Origin of the sequence: Nonomuraea basaltis, assembly GCF_005893125.1 — a bacterium.
Taxonomy (GTDB): Bacteria; Actinomycetota; Actinomycetes; order Streptosporangiales; family Streptosporangiaceae; genus Nonomuraea; species Nonomuraea basaltis.
Window position 1 is genome coordinate 22,400 of sequence record NZ_VCJS01000108.1, and the last position, 19,441, is coordinate 41,840.

Annotated in this window: 21 protein-coding genes; 11 read left to right on the forward strand and 10 right to left on the reverse strand. The window is 69.4% G+C overall.

Translation table 11 applies throughout. From position 1 onward, the window contains the following. The first annotated feature begins 27 nt into the window (after nt 1-27). From EJK15_RS38675 to EJK15_RS38695, 5 genes are read left to right on the forward strand one after another with little or no spacing between them, the layout of a single operon-like run. Complete coding sequence (locus EJK15_RS38675) at nt 28-1,650, forward strand: ABC transporter substrate-binding protein (protein WP_138715437.1); 1,623 nt, start codon at nt 28-30, stop codon at nt 1,648-1,650. Beyond that, the gene (locus EJK15_RS38680) at nt 1,647-2,618 is read left to right on the forward strand and encodes an ABC transporter permease (RefSeq protein ID WP_138715438.1); all 972 of its coding nucleotides are present in this window, start codon (nt 1,647-1,649) and stop codon (nt 2,616-2,618) included. The genes EJK15_RS38675 and EJK15_RS38680 overlap by 4 nt, the downstream gene beginning before the upstream one ends. Beyond that, nucleotides 2,615-3,466, forward strand: coding sequence for an ABC transporter permease (locus tag EJK15_RS38685; RefSeq protein WP_138715439.1), 852 nt, complete (start codon nt 2,615-2,617; stop codon nt 3,464-3,466). Before EJK15_RS38680 ends, EJK15_RS38685 begins: the two co-directional genes overlap by 4 nt. Continuing rightward, nucleotides 3,463-5,172: an ABC transporter ATP-binding protein gene (locus EJK15_RS38690; RefSeq protein WP_138715440.1), complete on the forward strand. Its 1,710-nt coding sequence runs from the start codon at nt 3,463-3,465 to the stop codon at nt 5,170-5,172. Before EJK15_RS38685 ends, EJK15_RS38690 begins: the two co-directional genes overlap by 4 nt. 20 nt (nt 5,173-5,192) lie before the next feature. Further along, nucleotides 5,193-5,948: a (2Fe-2S)-binding protein gene (locus tag EJK15_RS38695; RefSeq protein ID WP_138715441.1), complete on the forward strand. Its 756-nt coding sequence runs from the start codon at nt 5,193-5,195 to the stop codon at nt 5,946-5,948. 122 nt (nt 5,949-6,070) lie between these two features. On the opposite strand, the gene EJK15_RS38700 is transcribed toward EJK15_RS38695, so the two are convergent. The 9 genes from EJK15_RS38700 to EJK15_RS38740 all read right to left on the reverse strand — a co-directional run bounded on the left by EJK15_RS38700 (nt 6,071) and on the right by EJK15_RS38740 (nt 14,852). Further along, complete coding sequence (locus tag EJK15_RS38700) at nt 6,071-7,447, reverse strand: NADH-quinone oxidoreductase subunit N (protein ID WP_206061369.1); 1,377 nt, start codon at nt 7,445-7,447, stop codon at nt 6,071-6,073. A 5-nt stretch (nt 7,448-7,452) separates the two neighbouring features. Further along, nucleotides 7,453-8,916: a complex I subunit 4 family protein gene (locus tag EJK15_RS38705; protein WP_240777480.1), complete on the reverse strand. Its 1,464-nt coding sequence runs from the start codon at nt 8,914-8,916 to the stop codon at nt 7,453-7,455. Next, nucleotides 8,913-10,724 (reverse strand): NADH-quinone oxidoreductase subunit 5 family protein, encoded by a 1,812-nt coding sequence (locus EJK15_RS38710; protein ID WP_138715443.1) that lies wholly within the window; start codon nt 10,722-10,724, stop codon nt 8,913-8,915. Before EJK15_RS38710 ends, EJK15_RS38705 begins: the two co-directional genes overlap by 4 nt. Continuing rightward, nucleotides 10,721-11,026 (reverse strand): NADH-quinone oxidoreductase subunit NuoK, encoded by a 306-nt coding sequence (nuoK, locus tag EJK15_RS38715; protein ID WP_138715444.1) that lies wholly within the window; start codon nt 11,024-11,026, stop codon nt 10,721-10,723. The genes EJK15_RS38710 and nuoK overlap by 4 nt, the downstream gene beginning before the upstream one ends. Further along, the gene (locus tag EJK15_RS38720) at nt 11,023-11,661 is read right to left on the reverse strand and encodes an NADH-quinone oxidoreductase subunit J (protein ID WP_138715445.1); all 639 of its coding nucleotides are present in this window, start codon (nt 11,659-11,661) and stop codon (nt 11,023-11,025) included. The genes nuoK and EJK15_RS38720 overlap by 4 nt, the downstream gene beginning before the upstream one ends. After that, nucleotides 11,661-12,506 carry a complex I subunit 1 family protein gene (locus tag EJK15_RS38725; protein WP_240777481.1) on the reverse strand — a complete coding sequence of 282 codons (846 nt, stop codon included), beginning with the start codon at nt 12,504-12,506 and terminating at the stop codon, nt 11,661-11,663. Before EJK15_RS38725 ends, EJK15_RS38720 begins: the two co-directional genes overlap by 1 nt. A gap of 31 nt (nt 12,507-12,537) precedes the next feature. Next, nucleotides 12,538-13,206 (reverse strand): hypothetical protein, encoded by a 669-nt coding sequence (locus EJK15_RS75105; RefSeq protein ID WP_240777482.1) that lies wholly within the window; start codon nt 13,204-13,206, stop codon nt 12,538-12,540. A gap of 470 nt (nt 13,207-13,676) precedes the next feature. After that, nucleotides 13,677-14,024 carry an NADH-quinone oxidoreductase subunit A gene (locus EJK15_RS38735; RefSeq protein WP_138715448.1) on the reverse strand — a complete coding sequence of 116 codons (348 nt, stop codon included), beginning with the start codon at nt 14,022-14,024 and terminating at the stop codon, nt 13,677-13,679. Between the two features lie 222 nt (nt 14,025-14,246). Then, nucleotides 14,247-14,852: a DUF305 domain-containing protein gene (locus EJK15_RS38740; RefSeq protein WP_138715449.1), complete on the reverse strand. Its 606-nt coding sequence runs from the start codon at nt 14,850-14,852 to the stop codon at nt 14,247-14,249. A gap of 335 nt (nt 14,853-15,187) precedes the next feature. Here EJK15_RS38740 and EJK15_RS71185 point away from each other — a divergent pair, with 335 nt between their 5' ends. After that, the gene (locus tag EJK15_RS71185; protein WP_171074770.1) at nt 15,188-15,391 is read left to right on the forward strand and encodes a hypothetical protein; all 204 of its coding nucleotides are present in this window, start codon (nt 15,188-15,190) and stop codon (nt 15,389-15,391) included. Nucleotides 15,392-15,509: 118 nt separating this feature from the next. Here the strand turns inward: EJK15_RS71185 and EJK15_RS38750 are convergent, their stop codons facing one another. Continuing rightward, nucleotides 15,510-15,719 (reverse strand): heavy-metal-associated domain-containing protein, encoded by a 210-nt coding sequence (locus tag EJK15_RS38750; RefSeq protein ID WP_138715451.1) that lies wholly within the window; start codon nt 15,717-15,719, stop codon nt 15,510-15,512. 151 nt (nt 15,720-15,870) lie between these two features. Here EJK15_RS38750 and EJK15_RS38755 point away from each other — a divergent pair, with 151 nt between their 5' ends. From EJK15_RS38755 to EJK15_RS38770, 5 genes are all read left to right on the forward strand, one after another. Then, nucleotides 15,871-17,049, forward strand: coding sequence for an NAD(P)/FAD-dependent oxidoreductase (locus EJK15_RS38755; protein WP_138715452.1), 1,179 nt, complete (start codon nt 15,871-15,873; stop codon nt 17,047-17,049). Between the two features lie 74 nt (nt 17,050-17,123). Further along, a complete protein-coding gene (locus EJK15_RS38760) occupies nt 17,124-17,498 on the forward strand; it encodes a BlaI/MecI/CopY family transcriptional regulator (RefSeq protein WP_138715453.1) in 375 nt (124 codons plus the stop codon). Further along, nucleotides 17,495-18,127 carry a M48 family metalloprotease gene (locus tag EJK15_RS38765; protein WP_138715454.1) on the forward strand — a complete coding sequence of 211 codons (633 nt, stop codon included), beginning with the start codon at nt 17,495-17,497 and terminating at the stop codon, nt 18,125-18,127. The genes EJK15_RS38760 and EJK15_RS38765 overlap by 4 nt, the downstream gene beginning before the upstream one ends. Further along, nucleotides 18,121-18,276 (forward strand): hypothetical protein, encoded by a 156-nt coding sequence (locus EJK15_RS71190; protein ID WP_171074771.1) that lies wholly within the window; start codon nt 18,121-18,123, stop codon nt 18,274-18,276. Before EJK15_RS38765 ends, EJK15_RS71190 begins: the two co-directional genes overlap by 7 nt. Nucleotides 18,277-18,318: 42 nt before the next feature. Beyond that, nucleotides 18,319-19,197, forward strand: a complete 879-nt coding sequence (locus tag EJK15_RS38770) for a F510_1955 family glycosylhydrolase (RefSeq protein ID WP_138715455.1) — start codon at nt 18,319-18,321, stop codon at nt 19,195-19,197. Nucleotides 19,198-19,441 lie beyond the last annotated feature (244 nt).

The window sequence follows — 19,441 nt, forward strand, 5'->3', positions numbered from 1 at the left end:
CTACCTCTTATACCCCCGGGAGGTTCCGTGTATCGGCAATCCAGGACGTTCATCGCGATGGCGGCCGCACTCTGGCTGGCTCTGACCGGATGCGGCGCGGGTACCGAGCCTCCACGGAGCCAGCAGACCACGGCGGCCGCGAAGAGCGTCACCATCGCGATCTCCTCGGACGAGGGCACCCTGACGCCGTTCACCAACCAGACCGGCTACCCGGGCAACAACCTGGTGAAGCTGATCTTCGACACCCTGGTGATCGTTCAGGGCGACGGGGTCGCGCCGCTGCTGGCCAAGCAGATCCAGACCACCGACAACAAGGTCTTCACGATGCCGCTCAGACCGGGCGTCACCTGGCACGACGGCAAGCCGCTGACCGCTGATGACGTGGTGTTCAGCATCGAGTTCTACAAGAAGAACATGGAGGGCGACTCCGCGATTGACGTGCGTCCGGTGGAGAGCGTGACCGCGAGCGGCGACACCGTGACCATGACCCTGAAGGCTCCCGATCCTGAGTTCCCGAGGCGCATCCTGGCCGACATGGCTGTTCTGCCCAAGCACGTGTGGTCGTCGGTGGAGAAGGTCAGCGAGGCAGGGACCGACAAGGCGGTCGGCACGGGGCCGTACAAGCTCACGCAGTACGACAACGCCCGCGGCTACACGCTGACCGCCAACGCGTCCTACGTCATGGGCAAGCCGAAGGTCGAGACCGTCAAGGTCGTGGTCATCCCCGAGGAGTCCACACAGTTCGCCGCCCTGCGCACGGGCGAGGTGCACCTGTCGACCCGCATCGTGCCCCCGCAGCAGCTCCAGGCGCTGGAGAACCAGCCGAACATCGGCGTGGTCAAGGGCACTGAGTTCGCCTCTACGCTGCTGGCCTTCAACACCACAAGGGCGCCGTTCGACAAGCCGGAGGTCCGTCGCGCCCTGGCCAAGGCGATCGACGTGACAGATCTGGTGAAGACCGCCCTGCTGGGCCAGGGCACCCCAGGAAACCCCGGTTTCATCCACGCGGACTCCCCCATCAAGCCCGACCAGCTCGCCCCCGTCTACGACGTCGAAGCGGCCAAACGGGAGCTCGACGCCCTGGGCGCCAAGCCGGGTCCGGACGGGATCCGGGTGCTGGACGGCAAGCCGATGTCGTACGAGCTGCTGGTCCAGAGCACCTCCACCGACCGGTTGCGCAGCGCCGAGCTGATCCGGAACATGCTCAAGGCGGTGGGCGTGGCAGTGAAGGTGACCTCGCTCGACCCCGACTCGCTGGATGCGAAGGTGTGGCCCGACTACGACGTGCGCAAGGGCCGCAACTACGACATGTCGATGTGGGGCTGGTCCGCTCCCGTCATGCTGAGCAGCGGCACCATCGCCCAGCTGCTCGCCTCCGACCCGGAGGACGGCTCGCTGAACGTCGTCGGGTTCAAGAACGACCAGGTGGACGCGATCGTGCGGACCCTGACCTCGGCCCCCACGATGGAGGCCAGGACAGCGGCGGCCAAGCAGCTCCAGGCGCAGATCGCCGAGCAGATGCCGTTCCTCACGCTCTACTACCGCAACGGCGCCTACGCCTTCCGCAAGGACGTCTACGGCGGCTGGAGCTGGCAGGACGGCTCGGCCGTGCTCAACAAGTTCTCCCTCGTCGACTTCAAGCTCGGATGACCTGGCGATACGCGGCGGGCCGGCTGGCGGAGTACGCCGCCGTGCTCGTGGTGGCGCTCACGCTGAACTTCGCGCTGCCCCGCGCCCTGCCGGGCGGCCCGCTGAAGTTGTTCGGCAGCCCGGAGGCGCTGGCCAGGCTCACCGCCGACGAGCGGGCGCAGATCGCCACCCAGTACGGCTTCGGCAAGCCGGTCCCCGAGCAGTTCCTCGACTACCTCGGCGGTGTCTTCACCCTTGATCTTGGCACCTCTCTGTCCGACGGGCGTCCGGTCACGCAGGCGCTCGGCGAGGCACTGCCGTGGACGTTGCTGCTCGTCGGCACGAGCATCGTGGCTACGGCGCTGGCAGGCGTCACGCTGGGGGTGCTGGGTGCGCTGCGCAGGCGCCGGGGCAAGGGCTCGGGGCTGCTCGGCACGGCCATCGTGCTCGACTCGTTCCCGCAGTTCTGGCTGGGGATGTTGCTCATCGTCCTGTTCGGTGTGCAACTCCAGGTACTGCCGACCTTCGGCGTGTCGGGTGTCGAGGGCGTGACGGTCTCCGGGGTACTGGTGCACCTGGTCCTGCCGGTGAGCACCATGACGCTGACCGGGATGGGCTACCTGTTCCTCTACACCCGATCGTCGCTGCTGACCGTGCTGACCAGCGAGCCGATCCAGCACGCGCACGCCAGAGGCGTCCCGTACGGGCGGCTCGTCAGGCGGCACGCGCTGCGGCCCGCTCTCCTGCCCGTGCACACGATCCTCATGCTGGAGATCGGCTTCCTCGCCGCGGGGTCGATCGTGGTCGAGACCGTCTTCGCCTACCCCGGGCTCGGCCGCCTGACCTTCGGCGCCATCGCGGCCCGCGACTATCCGCTGATGCAGGGCGCGTTCCTGGTGCTGACGCTGATGGTCGTCTTGATGAACGCGCTGGCCGACGCCACCTATCCCTTGCTCGATCCCCGCGCCAGAACGGGAGGCGGCCGATGATGTTCCTGCGCGCGCCCCGCCGCGACCTCCTCGGCGTCCAAGGGCTGATCGGCGTGGGGATCCTCGCGATCGTCATCGGGGTCGCCCTGTACGGCGTGGCGCTGCCCGACGACGCGGGCCGGGCCCGGGTGGGCGACCCCTACGCCCCTCCAGGCGAGGGACTGCCCCTCGGAGCCGACGATCTCGGCAGGAATCTGCTCGACCAGCTCATCGTCGGTGCCGGCAGCTCCCTGAGCCTGGCCTTCATCGTCGCCGCGTGCACCACCCTGCTCGCCGCGCTGGTGGGCGGGGCGGCGGGGATCGGGCCGCGCTGGCTGTCGGCCACGCTGATGCGCGGCACCGACGTCATGCTGGTGCTGCCCGAGCTGATCCTCTACATCCTCGCGGCGGCCTTCCTCGGCCAGTCCTTCGGCATGCGGGTGGCGATCCTGTCGCTGATCCTCTGGCCCGTCCCGGCCCGGGTGCTGCGCTCCGCCGTACTGACCGCCTGGTCCCGCGGTCATCTGGAGGTCGCCCGCGCCATGGGATCGCCGCGCTGGTGGCTGCTCCTTCGGCACGGCTCCTACCTGATCGGGCCGCTGCTCATCCCGGTGTTCGTCCGTACGGCGATGCGCGCCATCATCTACGACGCGACCCTGTCCTTCCTGGGCCTGGGCGACCCGACCGCGCCGAGCTGGGGCACCACGCTGTTCTGGGTGCAGACCAACGGCGTGTTCCTGTCAGAGGCGTGGCTGTGGTGGGCTCTGCCGCCGGGCGCCGCGATCACGCTCACCGTGCTCGCCCTCGCCCTCATCGGCATCGCCGTCGAAGAACGCCTCAACCCCGCACTCAGGGAGGCCGTCCGATGACGCTGTCCATGCGCGACCTCACGGTCAGCTATGACGGGCTGACCGCGGTGGACGGGATCAGCCTGGACGTCGCGGAGAGCGAGATCGTGGCGCTCGTCGGCGAGAGCGGCTGCGGCAAGACCTCGCTCGCCCGCGCCCTGCTCGGCCTGCTCCCCCGCACCGCGACCGTGACCGGCTCCGCACTGCTCGGCGAGGACGAGCTGGCCGGGCGTACCGACTGGAAGAACGTGCGCGGCAGCCGGATCGCCATCGTGCCGCAGGGCGCGATGACCGGCCTCAGCCCCGTGCACAGGGTCGGCGCGCAGATCACCGAGATGCTCACCCTGCACGGCGGCCAGGCGGAACCCGCCGAACTGCTCGAACGCGTCGGGCTCCAGCAGGGCATGCTGCGCTGCTATCCGCACGAGCTGTCCGGGGGACAACGCCAGCGGGTCGCGATCGCGCTGGCCCTGGCCGGTGAGCCCCGGCTGCTGGTCGCCGACGAGCCCACCACCGGACTGGACGCGATCACCCAGCGGCAGATCCTGGCGCTGCTGGCCGGTCTCGGCACCAGCATGCTCATCGTCTCGCACGACCTCTCCGGGCTGATGCCCTACGCCCACCGGGCCGCGGTCATGTACGCGGGACGCCTCGCCGAAGTGCGCCCCGCCCGCACGCTTTCCAGCAAACACGCCCACCCCTACACGGCAGGCCTGCTCACCGCCACGCCCGTCGCGGACCGGCAGGTGCCGTGGGGCAGCATCCCCGGCTCCGCGCCCGCCCTCGACCTGCTGCCGACCGGCTGCAGGTTCGCCCCGCGCTGCCCGCTCGCCACCGACCGATGCGCGGAGGAAGCGCCACCGCTTCTCCGGCACGGCGACGCGCAGGTGGCCTGCCACCACCACGACAAGCCAGACAAGCCGACCTACCCGGTGGTGCCACGGGCCGGCCACTCCCAGGGAGCATCGGTTGTCCATGTGACCGACGTCCGGCATCTCTACCGCGCCCGATCAAGGACCGTGGAAGCGCTGCGCGGTGTAGATCTCGACATCCACGCCGGTCAGATCGTCGGGCTCGTGGGCGAGAGCGGCTCCGGCAAGAGCACCCTGGCCAGAATCATCCTGGGCCTGCTCCGCCCGTCGAGTGGCCGGGTCGAGATCGCGGGAGAGGAGCTGACCGCCCGGCGCGGCCGCGCGCTCCGCCGCCTCCAGCAGCGGATCGGCTTCGTCCACCAGGACCCCTACGACGCCCTCCACCCCGGGATGCGCGTCGCGAGCCTGGTGGCCGAGCCCCTGCTGAGGACCGGCACGCCGCGGGAGCAGCGGGCCGCCCGGGTGCGGGACGCGGTGAGCGCCTCCGGGCTACCGGTCACGGACGAGTTCCTGCAGCGCTTCCCCGACCGGCTGTCGGGCGGCCAACGGCAACGCGTGTCCATCGCCCGGGCGCTCGCCGCCGATCCCATCCTCCTGGTCGCCGACGAGGCCACCTCGATGCTGGACGTCTCCACCCGCGCCGGCATCGCCACCACCCTGCGCACCCTGGCCATCGATCGCGGGCTGGCCGTGCTGTTCGTCACACACGACCTGGGCGAAGCCGTGCAGTCGTGCGACCGGATCGTGGTGCTCCGCAACGGCACGGTCGTCGAGCGCGGGCTCTCCGCGGACCTCGCCGGCGCTCCTTCCCACTCCTATACGGCACAGCTGCTCGACGCCGCTCGAAGCACGTGAAAGAAACAAGGACGGACAGAGTGACAGACGTCTTCGCACGCCTGGAATCCTTCGGTGACCGCTTCCGGCTCCAGCGCGGGCTCGCGCCGGGAGAAGACTGGATCGGCTGCGACCGCCTGCTGGATCCGTGGTCCGACGAGCTGGCTCAGGTACTCGACGCCGAGCGGCGGGCGAGCGGCCAGGTCTCCGACCACGCGACAGCGCTGACCGTGATGGCGGTCTACGCGGGCACCGTGACCGCAGCCGCGGTCCTGGCATGGGCCGTCGAGGGCGCGGTGATCGACATGCGCCCGCACAACGTCGCCATCCGGCTCTCGCCGCATCACGGCTTCGAGGCCGTCGGGCTCCGCGAGCCCACCGTCGCCAAGGCACCCGTGGAGACCCTGGTCGCATGGGTGCTGGACGACCATCTGCTGCCTCTCGCACAGGCCATGCGCATACGCACTCGGGCCGGCCTCCGGCAGCTCTACGGCGGGGTGGCCCACGGCTGCGCGGCCGCCTTCTGCATCGCGAGCCGGCGCGGCGGAGACGTCGACGAACTGGAGCGCGCCTACCGAACCTTCCTGGCCGCGGCGTCTGGCGGACTCGACCACCTGGGCACGGTGATCCGGCTCAGGGAACGCGACCGGGAGGGACTCTTCTACCTGCGTAACACCTGCTGCCTCTACTACACCTCGGCGGAGAAGGTGAAGTGCTCCAGTTGCTGCCTGGACACCGTCGACGATCGCGTGACGAACTACCGGCGGCTGCTGGCCGACGGCGTCGTCCCGCACTGACGGGGAGGGCGAAGCCACTGACAGACACTCCGCATCAGGCCTGCGATGGGCAATTCGCTGCACTTGGCGAGCCTGGCCTGGTCGATGCGGCGCGCCGCCTGCCCGGAGGAGCTGACGGATAACTACGAGGCATAGTAGGCAGTGGCGAAAACGACGCCGCTGCCCACGCCGAGGAGGAGCGAGATCGCAGCGGCGACGTAAGCGATCCGGGCCGGCCCGCGGGCCACGGTGACCGCGCCACCGGGTTGAAACGTGGGCCGAATCCAGCGCAGGTAGTAGAAGACGCTGGCCACGGTATTGATCGCCGCGACCACGGCCAGCCAGGCGTAGCCGCCGTCCCAGGCGGTGGTGAAGATGAGCACCTTTCCGATGAAGACCGCTGTGGGTGGAGTGCCGACCAGCCCGAGCAGGCAGACGATCAGGGCGAGGATCAGACCGGGCGAGGCGCGGGCCAGTCCGGCGTAGTCGGCCAGCAGGTCCCGGCCGGCGGCGAGGACCACCGCGAAGGCGCCGAGGTTCGTGATCGCATATGCGGCCACGTAAAAGAGCAGTGCCGGTTCGGCGAGCTCGCTCTGCCCGGCCACGGCGATCGGGACGAGCAGATAGCCGGCCTGGCTGATGGTCGAGTACGCCAGCAGGCGTCGCACGTTGTCCTGGTAGAAGGCGGCCAGATTGCCCAGCGTCATCGTGGCCGCAGCGACGATCGCGATCAGGGGCCGCCAGCCGGTGTCGAGGCCGGCGAAGACTTCGACGGCCAGACGGAGCAGGGCGACCAAGGCGCCGATCTTGGGGACGGTGGTGACGAAGGCCGCCACAGCCCGCGAAGCGCCCTCTGTCACGTCAGGAACCCAGAAATGCGCCGGCACTCCCCCGGCCTTGAACAACAATCCCCCGAGCAGGAGCACCACGGCGAGCCCGGCCGCGCCACCCCGAATCGGGCCGAACTCCTGGTAGGCCGTCGTCCCGGCGAGACCGTAGAGCAGGGTGACCCCGGCCAGCATGAGCACGCCGAGGAAGGCACCCATCAGGTAGTACTTGAGCGCGGCCTCGGTGCCTGCCGCGTCCTTGGCGAACCCGGCCAGCGCGTAGGCGGGGATGCTGGCCAGCAGGTATGCGGCGACGAGGACGAGCAGGTCGTCGGCGCCCGCCAGGATGACCGTGCCGAGCGCGGCGAGCATGATGAGCACGTAGACCTCGGCCTCGCGGCTGTTGTCCCGGGCCCATCCAGCGGCCAGGAAGAGGGCGAGCAGTGTTGCGACGATGACCGTGGCTCTGGCCACATGTGTCAGCAGGTCCACCGAGTAGGCCTCGAAGGCCATCAGGTCCGGCCGGAAGGCCGCGACCGAGGTGGCGGCCAGTGCCGCCACCAGCGCGATCCCGCAGATCCACCCCACCAGCCATTGCCGTCCGCGCGGCAGGAACAGCGCGGCGAGCAGCCCGATCACGGCTCCCGCCAGGATGAGCAGCTCGGGCAGGAGGTCGAGGGGATTCTCGTTCATGCCGGTCATCGGCTCACCCAGGTCACGAGTGCCGCCGAGAACGGTTCGATGAGGTCGAGCAGCCAGCGCGGCACGATGCCGATCACCAGGGACAGGGCGAGCAGCGGGGCGATCGACGTCACCTCGCGCGGCAGGGCTTCCGACACGCGGAGCTCTCCTGGAGGACCGAGGAACGCCTTCTGCAGAAACCGCAGGAACAGTGCTGCGGTGATCAGGATGCCGACGATACTCAGCCCACCGGCCACGACCGCGCCGGGTGTGCCGGTTCCTATCACGCCCGCGAAGATCTGGAATTCGGCGATGAAGCCGGACAGCCCGGGCAGGCCCAGTGAGGCGAAGGCGGCCACGGCCGTCATCAGGGTGAACGTCCGGGCGCTCGCCGCGATCCCACCGAACCGGTCGAGGTCGTAGCTGTGCGCACGGTCCCAGAGGATGCCGGTGAGCAGGAACAACGCACCGGTGATCAGGCCGTGGCTGACCATCTGGGTGACCGCGCCGGTGACCGCCAACTGCTTGGCCTGCACGTCGCCCGCCGCGAGCCCGGCGGCGCCCAGTGCGAGCACGATGTAGCCCATGTGGTTCACAGAGGTGTAGGCGATCAGCCGCTTGATGTTCTGCTGCGCCAGGGCGACCAGGGCGCCGTACAGGATGCTGACCACCCCGACGACGATGATCACCCATGCGTACTGCCGCCACGGGCCCGGGAGCATGGGCATGGCGATTCTGGCGAAGCCGTACGTGCCCATCTTGAGCAGGATTCCCGCCAGGATGGCCGACCCGGCGGCGGGGGCGTCGGTGTGAGCCGGAGGCAGCCACGTGTGGAAGGGCACGGTCGGCGTCTTGACCGCCAGCCCGACACCGACGGCCAGCAGCACCAGTGCTCCCGCCTGCGGCGGATTCGCGGTGAGCTCGACGATGTCGAAGGTCCGCGGATCGCCGCCGAGGTAGAGACCGATGAAACCCAGCAGGAGGGCGAGCGAGCCGAGGAAGGTGTAGAGGAAGAACTTCAGCGCGGAGCGGGCCCGGTCCCCGTGTCCCCAGCCGACGATCACGAAGTACATGCCCACGATCGACAGGTCGAAGAAGACGAAGAACAGAAGGAGGTCCAGGGCGGCGAACAGGCCCGTGGAAACCGTCTGCAGGAACAGGAAGAGCGCGGCGTACGACTTCGGCCGTTCTGTGGACTTCAGCGAATAGATCGCGCACGCGAGGAACAGCACCGCGGTGAGCGCGATCAGCGGCAGGGAGAGGCCGTCGACGCCGACGTGGTAGCCCGCGCCCACCGAAGGGATCCAGCGCAGCCGTTCCTCGTAGCCGATCCCTCCGCCGTACCCGAGCCACATGACCACGACCAGCACCAGGTCGGCGGCCGCGGCGGCCACCCAGATCCACCTGGCCGGCAGCCGGGGCACGGGCAGAAGCGCGGCGGCGAGCAGCGGCAGGAAGATGGTCAGCGAGAGCACGGTCACCTCACCAGCACGATCATGATCGCCAGAAGAGCGACGGCCACCGTCGCTTGGGCGAGGTAGGTGTGGACCTGGCCGGTCTGCGGCTTCCTGGCCATCACGCCCAGCCGCCCGACGATCGACGCCGCACCACCGACGACGCCGTCCACACCTGCCTCGAAGGGCGACCGGGCCAGCCTGGCGATCGCCATCCCGGCGCGCGGTACGGCACGCACCACACCATCGATCACTCCGTCGTCGAAACGTGCCAGCGCCTTGGCCAGCGCCATCAGGGGGTTCCAGACCAGCACGACCGCGAGCTGCTCCAGGCGCAACCAGCCGGCCAGGAGACTGCCGCCGTCGAATCCCGCCGGTCGGCGCAGCCGTACCCAGCTCACGAGCATCACCACGGCCAGCGCCAACAGGCCCGACACGGTCAGCTCGACCACCTCGGGCGCCGGTCCGGACGCGTTGAGCAGACGGGTCCAGCCGTCGAAGAAGACCGGGAGCCCGATGATGCCCAGCACCGTGGCGAGCAGGGCGAGCGGGGGGAGCGGCAGGCGTTCGAGCAGCCCGATCCGTTCTCCGTCACGCCGCTCTGGACCGGGCAGCCATACGGCGATCACCGCCTTGGCGGCGTACGCGGCGGCCAGCACGCCCGCGGCCAGCGCCACCGCGTGGAGGGCGGGATCGTCCACTGCGGCGAGCACCGCGTCCTTGGTCATCCACAGCGACAACGGCGGCAACCCGGCCAGTGCCAGGGCACCGATTCCGAAGGTGATCCCGACCAGGGGGTACCGCCGCGCGGCGCCCCGGAGCTCGGGCAGCTGTTGGCTGCCCAGTGCGGTCAGCCAAGCGCCGGCCCCCAGGAAGAGCAGGCTCTTGACCGCCGCGTGCGCGACCAGGTGAGCCGCTCCCCCTGCGACCGCCGAGACGCCTGCGGCCAGCACCATGAACCCGATCTGCGCGCACGTGGAGGCGGCCAGCAGTTGCTTGAGGTCACGTTGTGCGAAGGCGACCGCACCGAGCAGCAGCGCGGTCAGCGCACCGGCCCAGGCCACCAGGGTCGCCGCCCAGCCGGTCGCCGCCAGCACGGGTTGGGCACGCAGGAGCAGATAGGCGCCCGCGGCGACCATCGTGGCCGAGTGCAGCAGCGCCGAGACCGGGCTGGGGCCCGCCATCGCCCGAGACAGCCAGAAGGAGAAGGGCAGCTGGGCCGACTTCCCCAGCGCGGCCGCAACCAGACCGGCCGCCACGAGGTCCATCCATGGAGAGCTCGCGGCGGTCAAGCCGGCCAGGCTCAGTGCGCCGGTCCCCGCGATCGCGCAGCCGGCGGCCAGGTAAAGCCCCATGTCACCCGCGCGGGTGGTGACGAAGGCGATCGTCCCCGACCGCACCCGATCCCGATCCCGCCACCAGAAGCCGATCAGCGCGTAGGACATGGCGCCCATGACCTCCCACGCCATCAGCAGCAGGGCGAGGTCCGTGGCGGTGACGGTGACCAGCATCGCGCCCACGAAGATCAGCATCAGACCGAAGAACCGGCCCGTGGACTCGCGGATCTCGCCCGCCGCGAAGACGAGGACCGCCAGCGCGATCACCGACACGGTGACCACCATGACCGCCGACAACCCGTCGACCGCCAGCCCCGCCTCGAAACCGGCGAACAGCTCGACGGTCATGGCGGGGCGTTCGATCGCGGCCCAGATGGCCAGGAGCACGGTCACCAGGGCGACGAGCAGTCCGATCGCGGGCGCGGCCCGGCGTACGAGGATCAGCGCACCACCGGAAAGGATCGGGAGCGCCGGCAGCAGCAGGACGAGGAAGCTCATCCTTTCAAGTCCTTCGCCTCGTCGGTCATGTCCATCTGCCGCGCCCGGAAGAGCGCCGTGACGACGGCGAAGCCCATGGCCATCTCCAGGGCCATCACCGTGACCGCCACGAGGACGAGGACCTGACCGTCGGCGGTCTCGGGAGCCAGGAAGTACCAGAACGCCCCGCCGGCCACGATCAGCCCATTGATCATCAGCTCCAGGCCCATCATCAGCATCACGATCGACTGCTGGGACAGCGCGCCGTACAGCCCGACCGCGAACAGCGCGGCGGCCAGCAAGAGGAAGGATTCGAGCGTCATCTGGAGTCCTCGCGGGGATCGGGTGAACCGCACGAACCGTGTCCGGCGTGGTGCTCGGCAGCGGGCGGAACCGGGCCCTTCGCCACCTCGGAGCCCGGGCCCGGGTCGAGCGGACGACGGCGCTTCAGGTCCTCTCCGTAGCGGTCGTATCGGCCCCGATGAGTGGTGAGCACGACGGTGGAGATCATCGTCGCGAGGATGGCCACGCCGATGACCATCATGACGAGCATTTTCTGCCCCATGATCGCCAGCCCGAGCTCGTGGGTGGGATCGGCCGGGGGCTCGCCCCTGCGCCGCGGCCAGGACGTGAGGAGGATTCCGGCCGCCAGGAGGACGAAGACCGATCCTGAGATGATCAGGGCTCCCCGGTTGTTGTGGACCATCTTCATCGGCATGAGACCCGCCGGGTTCATCATGTACATGATCATGAAAACCGCCATGATCAGCATCTCCATGACCATCATCAGAATGATCAGGACACCGAGATACTCGAGATCGATGAGCAGGAACGCCACCCCGACCGCCAGCAGGGAGGCCAGCAGGGCGAACGTCGCCCGCGCCATCGAGTCCACGACGAACACCGCGACACCGGCGGCCACGGAGCCGACAGCCAGAATCCAGAAGGCGGCAGCCATCACACCACCACGATTCCGACGACGAGCAGCTGAACGAGCGACAGCGGAATCAGCACCAGCCAGGACACCTGGGTGAAGCGATCCATCCTGATGGCCGGCACGCGATGCCGTATCCAGACCAGCAGCCCGAGCACGGCCGTCGTTTTGATCAGCACCCACAGCCAGCTCGGCAGCACCGGTCCCGCGCCACCACCCAGGAACAGCGGTACGGCCGCCGCGGCGGCCACCACCAGAAGCGCATAGCGTCCCGCCTGGAACAGCAGACGATCAGGCCCCGACAACTCGGCACGCACGCCGCCCGCGAGATCATCGCTCACCGGCTGGCTCATCGGCCCCCAGAACGCCATCGCGAGCGCGGAGACCAGATAGATCAGGAAGGCGAGCGGCATCCACACCACGAACCAGAGTCCCTGCTGGGCCTGCACCGCATCGCTCATCCGCAGCGATCCCGCACCGAGCGCCACGGTGATCAGCGCGAACATGTGCGGCAATTCGTAGGCCAGCCCCTGAGCCACGAAGCGGTAGGCGCCGACCAGCGGATACACCGAGTTGACCGACCACCCGGTGAGCCAGAGCGACCCCCAGACGCATACCTCCATGGCGTTGAACCAGACGATGCCCACGGCCAGATCCGCCACGGGAGCATCGGCCAGCGGGATCACGATCCCTGCCAGCACCGGTGCCACGACCAGGCTGACGACGCCGATCCGCAGGAGGAGCGTGTCGGGCAGTAAGGTGCGCCGGCGCTGCTGGACAAGCAACCGGGCCACCTCTCCGAATGGGGCGCTTGCCCTGGCCCCGCCCAGGATGGCGTCGAGACAGGCGGCGGCGAGCCCGAGGGTCACGAGCGCCAGCGGAAGAGCGAGAAGTGTGGCGTCAAGCATGGGCGACCGCCGGGTCCGGATCGAGACTGGCGATGATCAGCCTCGCCGAGGCCAGCTCCACGCCGACGAGAAGCCCGGGATGCAGGACGTTCCTGGCCGGGGGTTCACCGTCGAGCGGCGTTTCGTCCTCAAGGGACTCAATCGCCGCCCGCGTCCAGGTCAGCCACCCCTCCAGCCTGGACACCGCGTCGCCGTCCTCGGTCGATCCGACGTCGCGCAACATCCAGCGCAGGGTTCTGGAACGACGTACCTGTCTTTCGAAACTCCTGTACGGCGCGGCGAGCGCGTCGCGCGGCACGTCAGCGAGCAGGCGATCCCTCAGCGTCCTGGCGCGCCTCGCGGCACCAGACCATCCGGAGACCGACAGCAACCGGCCAAGGCTGTCGAGGTGGGCGGCAGCCCGCCGTCGCCCGGCCTCGGCACGCGTCACCGGATGGCCGGCCGCCGCCCTGTCCCAGGGCTCGCTCCAGAACGACTCACCGCTCCTCATCCACCTGACCGTGGCCTCCTGGATCACATCGCCCTGCAGGACGCTCTCCACCACCAGTCCACACGGCCAGTCCGACAAGATCGGCCCCATGGGTACGCGCAGGCGATCCAGGCTCAGCCCGTCACGATCGGGGCCACGATCCGCCATGGGCAGGCCACCGGGATTGCCCATGTGGTGCTCATGGTGACCGCCCTCATGCTCGTCATGTTCCTGCCCGTGAGTCGCATGCGAACCATGTCCGTGACGGGGTGCGTCCGCGTCCGGCGAATGGCGCTCTTCACCAGGTGACCACGGCTTGCCCGCCCGAGCGGCGGCATCCCTCCACTGCGCGTCCTTGTCGGCCAGGTGCACGACTGCACGATCCAGAGACTGACCGATCGATCCTGACGAGGCATCGCCTGGAAGATCGACTCGTGCGCGCGGTCCTGGCATGTCGTCCCAGACCGTTCGGATGGCATCGTCGAACTCTTCACGTGGAGCGCCGCAGACGAGGAGCAGATTGGCCTCTCCCGCAGGCTCCGCGGGCCGCCACCGTCGCCGCGCGATCTCGGCCTCGCCGAGCAGCCGGGCCCGCGTACCGTGCTCAGCGGAGACGACGAATGGCCGCGGATGGCCGGCAGCACGTCTCAGCAGCCATTCCGTCACGCCCACCGGAAGGCCCCCTCCCGCCAGGCGTAGACCACGCCGACCATCAGGAGGCCGAGGAAGATGAACATCTCCACCACGGCCACCGTGCCCACTTCGGCGACGACGAGCGCCCAGGGGTACATGAAGACCATTTCCATGTCGAAGGCCAGGAAGACCAGGGTGACCGCGTACCAGCGCACGTGGTAACGGGAAAGGGCATGCTCGTGAGGCCGGGCTCCGGACAGGAACGGACCCGCGCCGAGCGTCCCGCGGGGACTGCTGGCCAAGGAGACCAGATAGATCGCGAGCACACCGAGAGCAAGCAGTGCCACCAGGCCGAGGACGGCCGCCCAGGGTGCCATTGATTCCCCCAAGGAGACTACTAAGATCCATAGTTCCCGCTATGGCTTCTGACAATCATCTCAGCGCGGGACGAAATTTGGGTCCCGGATTGCCGTCCGGTCCCGGCACCATCACGCCCCCGGACACGAACAGCCGGGGCTTGGTCGAACAGCGGTTCCGGCTGCCGTACGGACAAGCCATGACCCGCCCGGGCGCCGGTCACACCCGGGCGGGTCATGACCTCAGAGCCGATCCAGGATCTTCTGCAGCTGTTCCACCTCGGCTTGCTGTGTGGTCTCGATGGTCTTGGCCAGCTCCTTGGCCTGCGGGTTCGAACCGCTGGTCTGCTCGGTCTGGGCCATTCCGATCGCGCCGTTGTGGTGGGCGATCATTTGCTGGGCGAAGAGCTTGTCGAAGTTCTTGCCCTTGGCGGCTTCGAGCTTCTTCATGTCCTCCTCAGACATGACGCCCGGCATGGAGTGCCCCATGCCTCCCTCGGCGGGCTGGCGCCAGTCGGTCAGCCAGTCCTTCATGGTCTGGATCTCCGGGTCCTGAGCCGCCTTGATCTTCGCTGCGAGCTCCTTGATCTCCGGGTCGCTCGCGCGCGTGGACGCCAAGTCGGCCATCTCGACCGCCTGCTCGTGGTGCGGGATCATCATCTGCGCGAACATGACGTCCGCGCCGTTGAAGGCGGCTGACGGCTGCGCACTGCTCGTGGTGGCGGCAGGCGCGCTGCTGCTCATCCCCTCATGCCCGGCCATGGAGCCGCCGTCGCCCCCGCCACAGGCGGTCAGCAGAGCGAGCGCACCCGCGGCGACAACGAAGGAGATCTTGCGGTTGATACTCATGGTTGTTCGGTCTCTCGAATCGTCGGAACTGCCGGCCTGTTCGCGGACAGCCTCGGAGGCCCGTCCGCATGGGTATCGGCCTATATGCGCAATATCGAGAGACTTGCCAGCCTTAGGGACGTGGGCTTCGGCGGGGGCCGGGCGACCCGCCGGATGGGGGCCGACGCCCGACCGCCGCCGTCAGATCGTTGCCCCGCTCTTGTCCAGGCGGCGATCAGCAACACGACCACGAGCGAGGTCAGGATGGCCAGGCAAACGCTGGCCGGGTCGAATCCGGGCATCTCATGCCCGGGAACGAATGCCCGGAGTCCGGCCGGAACAGCGATGAGGGGCTCTTGAGCGACACCCATGCCGTGTGCATCCGGCGGAGAGCCACCATGCCGGCCGTCGGCATGCCCCAGGGTGTGCATGCCGTACACGCCCAAGGCGAGGACGACGAGCAGGAGGCCGCGCGCGACCCGCAACGCGAGGCGTCGCCGCACGACTCCCATCGCGCCTCCCTGCTGATCGGCATGTCACGAGGCCCATCAGTGTACTAAGGGGCCTCGTAGCACCCGGCCCCAGCCGACGGATGCCGCCACGTAGAGGTATGACCCCCGCTGGTGGCCGTTCATCAGGAAGCCGCCTTTGCCACGCCCTTCTCGCCGTGGCGTCCGGTCAAACGGCGGTCAGCTCGTACCCCGCCTCCTCGACGGCCTCGCGAACGAGCGCCTCGTCGACGGGCTCGTCCCCCGTCACGGTCACCTTGCCGGTGGCCAGGTCCACATCGACGTCCGTCACACCGGCGATCTTGCCGACTTCGGACTTCACGGTCCCCACGCAGTGCCCGCAGGTCATTCCGCTCACGGTGTACGTAGCGCTGGTCATCTCGACCCCCTCGTCATCAATACCCCCAACAGGTATCGGCCGCTTGCACCATACGCCAGAGAAGGGGACGCCGACAACCCTGACCCCCTAGGGGTATATGAGATCCATCTCACGTCGCCCATCTATACCCTCCAGGGGTATTGTGCTGCGCATGAGAGAGCTGAACTCAATCGCGGTCGTCGGAGCGTCGCTGGCCGGTCTCCGTGCCGTCCAGGCGCTGCGACGAGAAGGCTTCGACGGCACGATCACGCTGATCGGCGCGGAGCGGCATCTCCCCTACAACCGCCCGCCGCTGTCGAAGAGCATGCTGAAGGGGGACGACGAGGTCACGCTCCCCGGCGCGGAAGAGCTTGGCGACCAGTGGCTGAAGGGCCGGCACGCGGTACGGCTGAACGCAGCGGACCGGCGGCTCACCCTGGACGACGGCTCGGAGGTGGGCTACGACGGCCTCGTCATCGCCACCGGAGCCCGCCCGCGCCACCTGCCCGAACGTCCAGAAGGCGTGCATACCCTGCGCACGATCGAAGAATCCCTGGCCCTGCGCGCCGAGCTGGCCGCCGGACCCGGCGGCGTGGTGGTCATCGGCGGCGGCTTCATCGGGGGCGAGGTCGCCTCGACCGCTCGCTCCCTCGGCCTGCCGGTCACCCTCGTCGACGCGTCGCCGTACCCGATGAAGAGGGTCCTGGGCGCCGAAGCGGCGCGCTGGCTCGCGCGCCACCACCGGGACAACGGCGTCGAGCTGGTCAGCGAGACCCGCGTGACCGGATTCGACGGGACCGGCCGCGTGACGGGTGTACGGCTGAGCAACGGCCGCACGCTGCCCGCCGATCTGGTGATCGCCGGCATGGGCGTGGTGCCGAACACCGACTGGCTGGAGGGCAGCGGGCTGACGTTGAGCGACGGCGTGGTCTGCGACGAGCGCCTGTTCGCCGTGGGCGCGGCGGACGTGGTGGCCGCCGGCGACGTCGCACGCTGGCCGCACAGCCTGTACGGCGGCGCGCTCGTCCGGGTCGAGCACTGGTCGAACGCCAACGACCAGGGCGGCGTCGCCGCGCTCAACCTGCTGGCCGGGCCGGACAACGCCAAGCCGTTCGCCGACCTGCCCTCCTTCGCCACCCACGTGCACGGGGCCCGCATCCAGGTCGCCGGGGTGCCGCACCTGGCCGATACCAGCCGCGTCATCGCCGGATCGCCGGAGGAGGACCGCTTCGCCGTCGCCTTCGCCAGGGACGGGATGCTCGTCGGCGCGGTCGCGGTGAACTCCCCCAAGGACCTGATCCGCGTCAAGCGCGCCATCGTGGCCGGCGACCGCCTGGACGCCCTGGCGTGACATGAAGCCCCTCTGCCCGCGGGTCTACGACCGCCGGTAGCATTAAATGACTTGCGGGTAGAGGGGACCGGTAGATGGTTCGTGGATTGGGAGAGCTCGAGTCCGCGATCATGGATCGCATGTGGGCCACCAACGCGCCCGCCTCTGTCAGGGACGTCCTGGGGCATCTCACGAAGGAGCGCGTCCTCGCCTACACGACCGTGATGACCGTGATGGACAAGCTCCACACCAAGGGCCTGCTCAAGCGCAAGCCGGTCGGGCGGGCGTACATCTACGAGGCGGTGTCGTCGAAGGAGGCCTACACCGCCGACGTGATGCGCGAGTCCCTGGCCAGAAGCGGCAACAGGGCGGCCACGCTGGTGCATTTCCTCGAGCGGCTCACACCCGAGGAGGCCGGCGCCTTGGAGGCGGCACTCCAGGTATGCCCGCCAAGGGGACGCAGCTCGTGACGGTAGCGATCGTCCTCGCGGTGTACGGCGCCTTCGCTGCCCTGGTGCTGCCGAGGCTGCTGCGGCGGGCCGCGTGGACCGACCGAGCGCCCAGGCTGGCCATCGCCATGTGGCAGGCGGCGAGCGCGTCGGTGGTCGCCTCGGCGCTGCTGTCGGCGTTCGCCGTCGCCGTGCCCGCCTCCGTGGTGGGGCACGGCCTGGCCGGGCTGTTCGAGGCATGCGCCGCCCTGCTGGGCGATGAAGCGACCTTGAGCGCGATGAGCACCCGGATCAGCCTCGTCGTCGGTGGGCTTGTCCTGGCACGGCTGGCCTATACCGGTGGAGCCGTCCTGCTGGTCGCGCGCCGCGAGCGGCGGCGGCATGCCGAGGCGCTCGCCTTGTTGGGCGAACACGACGCCGATCTCGGCGCGCTCGTGGTCGACTACGAGGAGCGCCTGGCGTACTGCCTGCCCGGCCGGAAGGGGCACGCGGTCATCACCACCGGCGCTCTGCGCTCGCTGGCGCCGGAGCAGGTCGCCGCCGTGCTCGCCCATGAGCAGGCCCACCTGCGCGGGCGCCACCACCTGGTGCTGGCCGCCGCCGAGGCGCGGGCGGGGAAACGGCGATCACCCGCGTCCGCCGGATGCTGAACCCGCAGGCGCCGCTCGACCGGCGCGAACGCCTCGCGGGACTCTTGGCGGTGGCGGCGCTGCTCGCCGGTCCCACCGTCCTGGCCGCGGCCCCAGGCGTGGGCGCGTTTCTCGCCCACCACTGCCATTCCTTCCTCATCACTCTCTGATCTGCTACGAAGGGTGGTAGTAGGCGGTTGTAGACTCGCGCCATGAGGTATATAGGTCGCTGGCTGCGCACAGGCGCCGCAGGTGTCGTGCTGGGAGTGGCCCTGGCGGGCTGTGGCCAGGCATCGCCGGAGCACGGCGGAGCGGCTGAGCCCGATCTGGGAATAGGCCACGTTCACGGACTCGGCGTCGATCCCGCTGACGGCGCCCTCTACGTCGCGGGGCATTACGGGCTGTTCAAGGTAACGTCTCCGACGACCATGGCCCGGGTCGCCGACCGCAACCAGGATCACATGGGTTTCACGATCGTCGGCCCGAAGACGTTCCTGGCCAGCGGGCACCCCTCGGCCGAGGACGTCTCGCCGGAACGCCCGCCACACCTCGGCCTCATCAGGTCGGCGGACGCAGGGGTCACTTGGAAGACGGTATCGGCCGACGGCTCCGCCGACTTCCATTCCATCCAACCGGCCGGCGACAACCTGTACGCCTTCGACAGTCAGACCTCGAAGATCTGGCGAAGCTTGGACGGCGGCGCCACCTGGACCCAGGGCAGCGAGGGGCAGGCGATCGACCTCGGGGCCGGCGCCGAGCAGCCGTCGCGCGTCTACGCGACGACACCGGATGGGCTGAAGGTGAGCGAGGACGGCGGGGTGAGCTTCACCGGCGTGACGAAGGCACCCCTGCTCAGTCATGTGGACGTGCTCCCCGGAGAGATGCTGGTGGGGGCCGGAGCCGACGGGCAGATCCACACCAGTCCGGACGCCGGCAAGACCTGGACGGCCGCCGGCAAGCTCCCCGGCCAGGCGTCCGCGTTCACGGCCGTGGACCGGCAGCGCCTGCTGGCCGCCCTGGAGGACGGGACCGTCCTGGAGTCAAAGGACGGCGGGAAGACCTTCGCCACCGCCTTCCGCGCCGCAGGCTGAGCCCTCACCCGGCCAGGCGCCAGGCGGCCAGGGTCCGAGGCCTATGGCGCCCGTCTCCCCCGTCCCACGCGGATGGCTCCGAGTCGGTGTTCGCTCGGAGCCATCCCGAGTGGTTCTACTTGAAGCGGCGTAGCCGCAGGCTGTTGCTCACCACGAACACGCTGGAGAACGCCATCGCCGCGCCCGCGATCATCGGGTTGAGCAGGCCGAGCGCGGCCAGCGGCAGGGCGGCCACGTTGTAGGC

Bases quoted from the DNA above. Each gene is read 5' to 3' on its own strand.
- EJK15_RS38680 (WP_138715438.1), top strand. From the start codon at position 1,647: ATGACCTGGCGATACGCGGCGGGCCGGCTGGCGGAGTACGCCGCCGTG.
- EJK15_RS38685 (WP_138715439.1), top strand. From the start codon at position 2,615: ATGATGTTCCTGCGCGCGCCCCGCCGCGACCTCCTCGGCGTCCAAGGG.
- EJK15_RS38690 (WP_138715440.1), top strand. From the start codon at position 3,463: ATGACGCTGTCCATGCGCGACCTCACGGTCAGCTATGACGGGCTGACC.
- EJK15_RS38700 (WP_206061369.1), bottom strand. From the start codon at position 7,447: ATGAACGAGAATCCCCTCGACCTCCTGCCCGAGCTGCTCATCCTGGCG.
- EJK15_RS38710 (WP_138715443.1), bottom strand. From the start codon at position 10,724: ATGAGCTTCCTCGTCCTGCTGCTGCCGGCGCTCCCGATCCTTTCCGGT.
- nuoK (WP_138715444.1), bottom strand. From the start codon at position 11,026: ATGACGCTCGAATCCTTCCTCTTGCTGGCCGCCGCGCTGTTCGCGGTC.
- EJK15_RS38720 (WP_138715445.1), bottom strand. From the start codon at position 11,661: ATGGCTGCCGCCTTCTGGATTCTGGCTGTCGGCTCCGTGGCCGCCGGT.
- EJK15_RS75105 (WP_240777482.1), bottom strand. From the start codon at position 13,206: ATGGGCAATCCCGGTGGCCTGCCCATGGCGGATCGTGGCCCCGATCGT.
- EJK15_RS38735 (WP_138715448.1), bottom strand. From the start codon at position 14,024: ATGGCACCCTGGGCGGCCGTCCTCGGCCTGGTGGCACTGCTTGCTCTC.
- EJK15_RS38740 (WP_138715449.1), bottom strand. From the start codon at position 14,852: ATGAGTATCAACCGCAAGATCTCCTTCGTTGTCGCCGCGGGTGCGCTC.
- EJK15_RS38750 (WP_138715451.1), bottom strand. From the start codon at position 15,719: ATGACCAGCGCTACGTACACCGTGAGCGGAATGACCTGCGGGCACTGC.
- EJK15_RS38755 (WP_138715452.1), top strand. From the start codon at position 15,871: ATGAGAGAGCTGAACTCAATCGCGGTCGTCGGAGCGTCGCTGGCCGGT.
- EJK15_RS38760 (WP_138715453.1), top strand. From the start codon at position 17,124: ATGGTTCGTGGATTGGGAGAGCTCGAGTCCGCGATCATGGATCGCATG.
- EJK15_RS71190 (WP_171074771.1), top strand. From the start codon at position 18,121: ATGCTGAACCCGCAGGCGCCGCTCGACCGGCGCGAACGCCTCGCGGGA.
- EJK15_RS38770 (WP_138715455.1), top strand. From the start codon at position 18,319: ATGAGGTATATAGGTCGCTGGCTGCGCACAGGCGCCGCAGGTGTCGTG.